The 945-nt window shown below is 41.2% G+C and carries 1 protein-coding gene and 1 pseudogene; both read right to left on the reverse strand.

Annotated features, from left to right (window positions below; translation table 11 throughout):
• On the reverse strand, positions 1 to 683 hold a 683-nt coding region (locus AC805_RS13890; protein ID WP_072143627.1), incomplete at its 3' end, for a Uma2 family endonuclease.
• A 178-nt stretch (positions 684 to 861) separates the two neighbouring features.
• Positions 862 to 945 (reverse strand): annotated as a pseudogene (locus AC805_RS27385) (type II toxin-antitoxin system VapC family toxin); the annotation flags it as partial.

The raw sequence follows: 945 nt of genomic DNA on the forward strand, positions 1-945 counted from the left end.
TATGTGACTAAGACATTAGCCCTTATCCATTTCCGAAATTCTCTTAAGGTGGCACTCTCTCCTAAAGTTAAACGTTGTTGCACATATTCCACGATGATCGCCGCAGGCAAATCAGGAAAAGCTAAGCTTTTTTCAATCGGTTTATATTCTCCATTCTCTAAGGCTAGAAAATCTAAACTATAGCTATCATAGCGCCAGACTTCAGGCACACCGAGTAAGGCATATATCGGCAAACGGCGATCGCTAGGATTGGTAATATCCACTTCTAAAACCAAGTCAGGCGGTGGATCTTGCCCGACAACAATTACTTCTTTATCCCGAATTATTGGTTCATTTTGGATGTAGTAACAAGAGTCTGGCTCAGCTCCTAACTTTAATTCGGGAATCTTCATCAGTAAAGATCCCAGCTTTCGCAAATCAACTTCTAGTTCATCAGAAAATGCTCGAATCAAATCATCAATAAATCGATTACTGCCTTCGTGGAGCGAGAGGGGGGACATAATTTCTAGAGTGCCATTTAGGTAATGAAATAGAGCATTGCGGCGATCGCCTACATCGGCAAGTAAGTTTTCAAAAGTATGCCAACTGACGTTATGTAAGATCACGCGATCTTCTGCTATTGGTCTGATTTGCTCAGCGATCGAAGATGAAGGAATGGGTTTGCTTAGTGTTGTAGCAGTCATCGTAATTTCCTATGGGTTTCATTCTCTTATTTTTGCCCGTAGTTGCAGATCTCAAGTTTTCTGCTAAGTAGCTAGGCATAAGTAAACTTAAGACCTAGAAGAGCGTACCGCCCGCGTAGCGGGCGGTACGCTCTCTGATTTTGGTTTTTAATTATGCCTAGCTGCTTATTTCCCTAATTTACATCAGATAACTTTCTAATTCAGGATATTTAGAAAATAAGTTGTCAATACTGGCAAGTTTTGCGCCATGTTCTAAGGCTGT

The sequence above is a fragment of the Pseudanabaena sp. 'Roaring Creek' genome (assembly GCF_001402795.1).
GTDB lineage: Bacteria > Cyanobacteriota > Cyanobacteriia > Pseudanabaenales > Pseudanabaenaceae > Pseudanabaena.